General features: G+C 72.4%; 8 protein-coding genes and 1 pseudogene. 1 reads left to right on the top strand and 8 read right to left on the bottom strand.

The genetic code is table 11. The annotated features are described in order from the left end of the window. Positions 1-118: 118 nt before the first annotated feature. From KBX53_RS16195 to KBX53_RS16230, 8 genes are read right to left on the bottom strand one after another with little or no spacing between them, the layout of a single operon-like run. Positions 119-322, bottom strand: coding sequence for a hypothetical protein (locus tag KBX53_RS16195; RefSeq protein ID WP_210860137.1), 204 nt, complete (start codon positions 320-322; stop codon positions 119-121). A gap of 25 nt (positions 323-347) precedes the next feature. Beyond that, positions 348-1,217, bottom strand: coding sequence for a type II secretion system F family protein (locus KBX53_RS16200; RefSeq protein WP_030332275.1), 870 nt, complete (start codon positions 1,215-1,217; stop codon positions 348-350). Further along, positions 1,217-2,119: a type II secretion system F family protein gene (locus KBX53_RS16205; RefSeq protein WP_210860139.1), complete on the bottom strand. Its 903-nt coding sequence runs from the start codon at positions 2,117-2,119 to the stop codon at positions 1,217-1,219. Before KBX53_RS16205 ends, KBX53_RS16200 begins: the two co-directional genes overlap by 1 nt. A 4-nt stretch (positions 2,120-2,123) precedes the next feature. Next, complete coding sequence (locus KBX53_RS16210; RefSeq protein WP_030332277.1) at positions 2,124-3,659, bottom strand: CpaF family protein; 1,536 nt, start codon at positions 3,657-3,659, stop codon at positions 2,124-2,126. Next, the gene (locus KBX53_RS16215) at positions 3,649-4,449 is read right to left on the bottom strand and encodes a ParA family protein (RefSeq protein WP_030332279.1); all 801 of its coding nucleotides are present in this window, start codon (positions 4,447-4,449) and stop codon (positions 3,649-3,651) included. The genes KBX53_RS16210 and KBX53_RS16215 overlap by 11 nt, the downstream gene beginning before the upstream one ends. 2 nt (positions 4,450-4,451) lie before the next feature. Further along, a complete protein-coding gene (locus tag KBX53_RS16220) occupies positions 4,452-5,114 on the bottom strand; it encodes an SAF domain-containing protein (protein ID WP_030332281.1) in 663 nt (220 codons plus the stop codon). Next, entirely contained in the window at positions 5,111-6,034 is a 924-nt protein-coding gene (locus tag KBX53_RS16225; RefSeq protein ID WP_030332288.1) for a hypothetical protein, read from the bottom strand. The genes KBX53_RS16220 and KBX53_RS16225 overlap by 4 nt, the downstream gene beginning before the upstream one ends. Continuing rightward, positions 6,028-6,594 carry a hypothetical protein gene (locus tag KBX53_RS16230; RefSeq protein WP_210860141.1) on the bottom strand — a complete coding sequence of 189 codons (567 nt, stop codon included), beginning with the start codon at positions 6,592-6,594 and terminating at the stop codon, positions 6,028-6,030. The genes KBX53_RS16225 and KBX53_RS16230 overlap by 7 nt, the downstream gene beginning before the upstream one ends. Positions 6,595-7,188: 594 nt before the next feature. Here KBX53_RS16230 and KBX53_RS16235 point away from each other — a divergent pair. Continuing rightward, positions 7,189-7,355 (top strand): annotated as a pseudogene (locus KBX53_RS16235) (prepilin peptidase); the annotation flags it as partial.

Below are 7,355 nucleotides of genomic sequence, written 5' to 3' on the forward strand. Positions count from 1 at the left end.
GTCTTCCTGGCCCGCTCCACCGGGTTGGCCCCCCGCTCACGGTCGTCGGCCGCGAGAGGGAGCCGGGCGGCGGTGACCGCCCGGCTCCACCTCGACGACATTGCTCGACTCACGCCGGCTACTTCGGGGGCGAGTAGCCCGGGATCTTGGTCATCCAGTCGTTGGCCTTGGTCAGCGCCACCGCGGTGACAGCCATGGCGACGGCGACCAGGCCGGCGATGATCACCGCGGTGGGCACCGGGCTGTCGCCCCGCTCACCGTCGCGGCGCAACTCGGCCAGGCGCGTCGTCAGCACGACGTGCAGATAGCTGAGGATGGACATCGCGTTCTCCTTCAAGGGGGTGGGGTCAGACACGGGTGATGAACGGATAGAGGACGAACCCGAGCAGCACGAAGACGAGCAGCGCGCCCGGGATGTCGAGCTTGCTGGTCACCCCCTCGGCGCGGGTGAGGTTGTCGGTGCGGATCTGGTCGCGCAGCGAGTCGGCCCGACTGCGCAGCGTCTCGTGCACCTGCGCGCCCTCGCTGCCGGACGAGCGCATGATCGCGCCGACGTCCCCCAACTCCGGAATGCCGACCTTGTCGGCGAGGTCGCGGAGTTCGTCCCAGGGCGCGTGCATCTGCATCTGGGCGATCCGCAGCGACTCCTGCAGCCGGTCGAACACCCAGCCGTCACAGACCGCCGCCGCCCGCTCCAGCGACTGCACCGGCCCGTGCGCCGCCGAGAGCTGCAACGCCACCAGGTCGAGGTAGGTGCAGACGGCCTGGCGGAACTCGTCACGGGCGGCATCCGCCTTGGTCAGCACCGCCCGGTGCGCCAGCAGACCGCCCAGCAGCGCCAGGCCCAGGCTGCCGAGCACCGGCACCACCAGCGGGAACGAGACGCCGAGCGCCCACAGCGTCACCCCGAGCAGCGTCGGCGTGGCCAGCCCGATCAGCGTGGAGAGCAGCACCGACAGCGCGTACTGCTCGGGCGTCTGACCAATCAGGGCCAGCTGCCGCTGCGGCGGTCGCAACCAGCGGGACAACCCGGTCAGCGAGTCGAGCCGCCGGGACGCGGGCGTGGCGACCCGGCCGGTGCCCGGTGGCTGGTGTAGCCGGCGCAGCGCCGGCCCGAGCGCCGGTGTCGCCGGCACCAGCTCCCGGACCACCAGGAACACACCCAGACCGATCCCGGCGCCACCGCAGACCGCGAGAGCCAACTGCCAGTTCACGATCACGCGATCACCTCGGCCGGGTCGGGCGCCGGCAGGAACCGGGCCGGACGTCGCGGCTGGCTCATCGACCGCACCCAGGCCAGCAGGCCGATGAAGGCGGCACCGAGGGCGGCCATCACCAGCTGACCCACCGGCGTGCCGTACGGCTTGATGTACTCGATGTTGATCAGCCCGTACGCCAGGGTCGCCAGGGTCATTCCGGTGAGGAAGCGGACCGCGAACCGGGGCTGCGTACGCTTGGCCTCGATCTCCCGACGGGTCGCCACCTCGGCGGACGCCGCGCCGGCGATTGAACCGAGCACGTCACCCAGCCGCTCACCCCGGTCCGACAGGTGCAGGATCAGCGCCGCCACCACCTGGTCGCAGACCGGGTCGGCGATCTCGTCGGCGAACGCCCGCTGCGCGGAACGGGCCAGCCAGCCGGCCTGTAGACGGGCGGCGAGCACCCGTACCTCGTCCTCGATGCCGGGTGGCACGCTGCCGATCGTGCCGATGATCGACTGCTGGAGACCCTGCCCGGTGCCGGAGACGTCCTTGAGTCGGCGGGTCCACTCGCCGACCGCCTCGATCCGGGCGATCGCCCGCTGTTCGGCCTTGCCCACCCCGAACAGCCACGGGGTGCCGGGCACCGCCACCGCCACCAGCAGGCCCACCACCGGCAGACCGGTCAACAGGAACGCCAGCGCGCCGGCGGCCACCGCGGCGACCAGCAGCGCCTGGTAGGCCCGCTGCTCGGCCGGAGTGCTGCCCGGCCCTCGCCACAGTCGGCTCAGCCCCGGGCCGCCGCCCGGGGTCGGCCCGGGCGGCCGGCGGGTGCCGACCAGCGCGACCACGGCCAGCAGCAGCCCGGCCACACAGGCGGCCCCGGAGATCACCGCGATCAGTTCCAGGCTGCCGAGCATCAGGTCACCGCCGGGCCAGTCGGGTCTGCCGGGGCCGCCGCCACGCGCCGGCACCGGCCTCGACCCACCGGGTCAGCAGCCGCGCGTCGTAACCCACCCGCAGCAACTGGTCACGGACCCGCTCCGGCAGGTGCCGGGGGACCGCACGACCGTCCGGGCCGGGCCCGAAGACCGTGGTGGTGGTGATCCGACCGGCTTCGCCGGCCCCGATCACCTCCTCCACATGAGAGACGAACCGGTGTTTGCGCCCACCGATCGCGGTCTCGTCCTCGACGGTGACGTAGACGATCAGGTCGAGCGCGTTGCCGGCCATCCGACGGGCCTGGTCGACTGTCATCTCCCGGCCGTGCGCCAACGCCAGCTCGACGATCCGTTCACCCACACCCGCCGCGGTACGGGCGTGGATGGTGCACATCGACCCCCGGCTGGTGGTCATCGCCTGGAGCATCGGCACGATCTCCCGGGACCGCACCTCACCCACGATGATCCGCAGGACGCCCATCCGCAGCGACAGCGGGATCAGGTCGGCGATGGTCACCTCACCGGCCGGGCGGCCGTCGAAGCCGCGTTCGCCGTGGCCCTCCCGGGCCTCGAAGCTCATCACCGCCCGGTGCCGTTCCCGGCGGCGGGCCGGGAGCAGCTCCCGACTCTCCTCCAGCAGCACGTACGGCTCGTCGGGTGGGATCTCGTTCATCAGCGCCCGGATGACAGTGGTCTTTCCGGCACCGGCCAACCCGGCGACCATGATGTTCAGACCGGCGCGCATGGCCGCGCGGAGGAAGTCGCGCAGCAGCGGGTCGATCATCTCGTCCAGGTCGTTGCGGCCGCCCGCGATGTCGTCGAGGCTCACGTCCAGGGTGTTGTGCTTGCGGATCACCGCGTACGGGCGGTGGCTGACCAGGAACACCGCTGCCAACCGGCTGCCGTCGGGCAGTTGCAGGTCGAGGGTCGGCTTCACTGTGGACAGGGAGCGCTCGGTCGCGCCCGCCCGCCGGGCCGCCGCCTGGAGGATCTCCACCAGTTCGGCGTCGCTGTCGGCGATCGGCTCGGCCCAGTCCACCCCACCGCCGTGCCGGGTGATGCGTACCTGGTCGCAGCCGAGGATGTGCACCTCCTCGATGGTGTCGTCGACAAGCAGGGTCTGTAGCCGGCCGAGCCCGACCAACTCGGCGGTCACCTGGTCGAGCAGCAGACGTTCCTCGCTGGCGGCCATCGGCGTACCGGCCCGGCGCACCGAGTCCGCGTACGCGGCGACGACGGTGACAGCGAGGCGGGCCCGCTCGGTGTCCTCCTCGTCGACGGTGAACTCCCGGCCGCGCTGCCAGAGGGTGAGCCGTTCGGTGAGTTCCCGGCGCAGCTCCCGGACCACCTGGAAGTCCATTCGCGGCCGGGGCGGCGGCTCCGGCGGCGCGGTGACCGCGGGCATCGGCTGCGGCACGGACTGGTGGTGCCGGCCGTTCGGCACGGCCAGTGGCGGCGCGGTCGAGGTCACGCCGGGTGGCTGCTGGCGCGGATCGGTGGAGACCGGCTCAAACCGCATCCGGCACCCCCTGCTGCACGGGCCACGCCAGGCGGGCCCGTCGCCGCTCCAGGAGCGCCCCGATCGGGACCTCCAGCGCGGCCGCCGCGCGCATCAGCGGCCGACCGGCGCGCACGGTCCCGCCCAGGGCGAGCACCCGGGCGGTACGCGGATCGTGCGGCAGCCGTGCGATCACCGGCAGCTTCAGCGCCCGGCTGATCTCGGCCCGCCCGTGACCGTCGCCGACCAGCAGCAGCCGCAGGGTGCCGGGGGCCACCCGGTGCTCGGCGAAGTCCCGTTCGATGGTGGTGACCACCGCGCGGGTGCCGGAGAGGTCCGGCAGGTGCGCCCGGGTCACCAACAGCACCACCGACGCGGCCCGCAACACCGGCCACGGCGGCCCGGTCACGTGCAGCCGGCCACAGTCGACAAGCACGTCGTAGCCGGGTGTGCCGCGGTCGAGGGCGTCGAAGTAGTCGGCGAAGCGCTGCCAGAGCGGGGTGACGCTGCCGCTCTGGGCGGGGTCGACGAGGCCGGGCAGCAGCAGCCGTTCCCGGTGGGGCGCGTCCAGGTCGACCAGCTGGGACCAGAACCCGGTCTCCAGGTTGCCGTCGCGCAGCTCCCCGACGGCCAGCTCGCCGATGCCGCGTGGGCCGTCCAGTTGGCCGCCGAGGTAGCCGGCGAGGATCGAGCCGCCGGCCGGGTCACATTCGGCGACCACCAGCCGTCGGTGCCAGGCCAGCGCGCAGGCCAGCGCCGAGGTGGTGACGCCGGGTGAGCCCTTCGCGGACACCAGCGCGATGATCGCCATGCTCAGGCCGCCTCGGTCAGCACGACGGCGAGCCGTTCCTGTGCGGCGAGCGCCACCACGGCGGGCACGTCACGGGTGAGTAGCGCCAGGTACAGGACCTTGTCGTCGTTGCCGGGGCTGACCATGTCGATGACGGTGGCCGGGAACCGGGTGCCGGCGGCGGCGGGCGGGTCTCCGTTGGTGCTGGTGTCCGGGGTGCTGACCAGCAGGACCTTGTCGCCGGGGTGCAGTTCACGGGCCGGCACCTGGGCGGTCTTCAGACCCAGCGCGATCTGCTGCTGGCCGGGGCCGAGCAGCGGGTCGTCGGTGACCTGTCCCAGGGTGAGCAGCGTGCCCGGAAGCAGCGCGACAGCTGCCCGTTTGCCAACCACCTCGTCGAGCCGTCCGGCGGGCACCGGGCGCAGCCCTTGCCCGCCGGCGACCTGCACGGTGACCAGGTCCGCGGCGCTGATCTCGCGGCCCACCTCCACCGGGCGGGCCACCGCCAGATAGCTGCCGGTGGCCCGGACCGAGGTGACCGCGAACGCCGCACCCAGCCCGCCCAGGGCGATCAGGAGGACGGCGAGACCGAGGAGCCCGGGGCGGACCCGCCGCTGGCGGACCACAGTGGGCGGGTTGACGGGCGCGTCCACGGATCCGGTCCCGTTGCGGGTCGCGAGGCTCATCGGGTCACCACCTGGAGTTCGTTGATCTGGATCGGCACCGTGCCGCTGTTTCGGGTCACCGGGATCACTCCGCTCTCGCCGCCGCCGCTCCAGGTCACCGTCCAGTACGTGGTGGCGGTTACCTGGTAGGTGTCGGCCTTCTGGTAGCCCTTGTCGTAGCCGCAGTCCGGGGAGGTGCCGCCGGCCCGGTCACCCTTCGGGTCGTACGGGGTGCCGGGGCCGTCGCAGGAGACCTGCTCCTGGTTGCCCATGTCCCAGACGATCTCGCGGACCTTCGCCTCGATGGAGACGGTCACGTCCCGGTCGGACGCGGACGCGGTCAGCGGCCCGAAGTAGCTGGTGCTCGGTGCCGCCCACATCCACACGGGCAGGCCGACGAGTCCGGGGCCGATGCTCTTGCGGGGCGCGACCCTGAGCGGCGCCGGGAGCAGCTTGATCGACGCCAGGGCGCGGCGGGCCAGCTCCTCCGGGTTCGGCGGTGCGCCGAAGCCGGCCGGCGGGTCGGCCAGCGTCACCACGTCCTGGGCACCGAGGTCGCCGCCGTTGCAGGTCTGCAGGTACCACTGCTCGCCCTCGGGTGGCTCGGTCGGCCCCTCGGTCAGCTTGTAGTAGCACCCGTCGCCGTTGTTGAACCAGCCCAGGTCCTCGTCGTAGCAGGGAATGGTCCGCCCGTTCCACTGGCAGACACCGCCCCCGCCGCCACCGCCGTCTCCACCCCCACCGTCGTCTCCGCCGCCGGGACCGCCCGGGTTGCCGGGTTCGTCGTCCCAGACGCTGCAGTCGGGCTGATCGGGCGGGCAACCGGCCCCCGGGTCGGCCCGTCGAGCGGCGGTGGCCGGCAGTGTGGCACCGAGCACCAGCAGGAGTGCGAGGCCGATCCCGGCGAGTGCCCGCCGGGTTGTCCCGGACCGGGTCAGCACGGCTGGTCCCGGTGCGTCGCGCCATAGTTGATCAACCAGCGGCCGTCCGGGTACCGGGTTGCGGTGGCGGTGGAGAGGTGCCGGCCGCCGCCGCTGCCCGGCACGGGACGTTTGTCCTTGGCGTAGACCAGCCGGTAGCCGGTCGTGTCGAGACAGTCCTGAATCTCCACGGTGGCCGGTTTCGCGTCCAGGCTGACGGCGGTCACGGTCGGGTCGGACTTCACCGTTCCGGTACGCATGGCGCCGTGCTCCTTAGCCTCGCGAATGGACACCCGAACCCGAGTCAGAAGTGGATCAGCGAGAAACCGGGACAGTTCCGGCGCGCGCGGATCACTGCGTTGGCCCGCCTTACGGGAGGCCGTGAGATAACCGGAGTACGCGTCAAGCGCCGCCTTTTCGGCAGCGTGCCGATCGACGTCGGGATTGGTCCGGTGCCCGTCGTCGCGTACCGGGGTCGGCCTTTCGACGGTTTCCCGTCCGCTGGCGCAGGCGGTGGCCGGTATCGCCGCCACGATCGCCAGCAGGCAGATTGCCGCTCGTCTGAGCTGCCGTCCGCGCACCGTCGAGCCTCCTCGTGGTCGCCCGGGGCGGTGGCTGTTCACCGCCGCCGGGCATGCGGAAGCGCGCCCGGATCAGCACATCCGGAGCCGTTCATTGCGCTTCGGCATTCACCGTTACGGATCTTTTGCGAATTCAGATTCCTGTGTCGTCCGATAGCGAAGGTGAGGCTTGCGTCACACCCAAGGGGCGAGCATAGGCTGACGCTCGCCGATGCAACAGAGGTAATTCAAGTGAACACTCTGCGTGATGACAGGTGGTGGTGGCGGGTGTTCGCACCGCGCCCGGAGCGAAGGCCGAGCGAAAGGTCGTTGTTGATGGGACGTCGCTGGGTCGAACGGGCTCATCGGAGTCTCGCCACGGGGCGCGGGAGTGGGACATCGTGGCGTCATCCCGGCATTCGAACGGGGTCGCCGACCGATCAGCGGGCCGCCCCGCCCGACGCCGAAGCGGTCGAAAGCAGCCCCGCCGGCTCGGGTCGGCAGGTCGCTTTCCGCGCCATCCGTCACACCACAGCGAGCCCTCGATCACGATCCGTGTTCACCGTGGCGAGGTCGCGGCTGGCCGTGCTCGCGATCCTCGCGGTCAGTCCGCTGATGCGGTTGGCCGCGCTGCGCTACGCCGTACCCCCGGGTCTGCCCAGCCGGACCGGCTGTGACGCCTGCGGCGCGCCGGTCGGCCTGACCCGCCCCTGGCCGGCGCTGGGCCCGGCGGCCCGGTGCGGGCACTGCCGCGCCCGCGTCGGCCCACCGCCGGGCACCGT

The sequence above is a fragment of the Micromonospora sp. M51 genome, assembly GCF_018070305.1.
GTDB lineage: Bacteria > Actinomycetota > Actinomycetes > Mycobacteriales > Micromonosporaceae > Micromonospora > Micromonospora parva.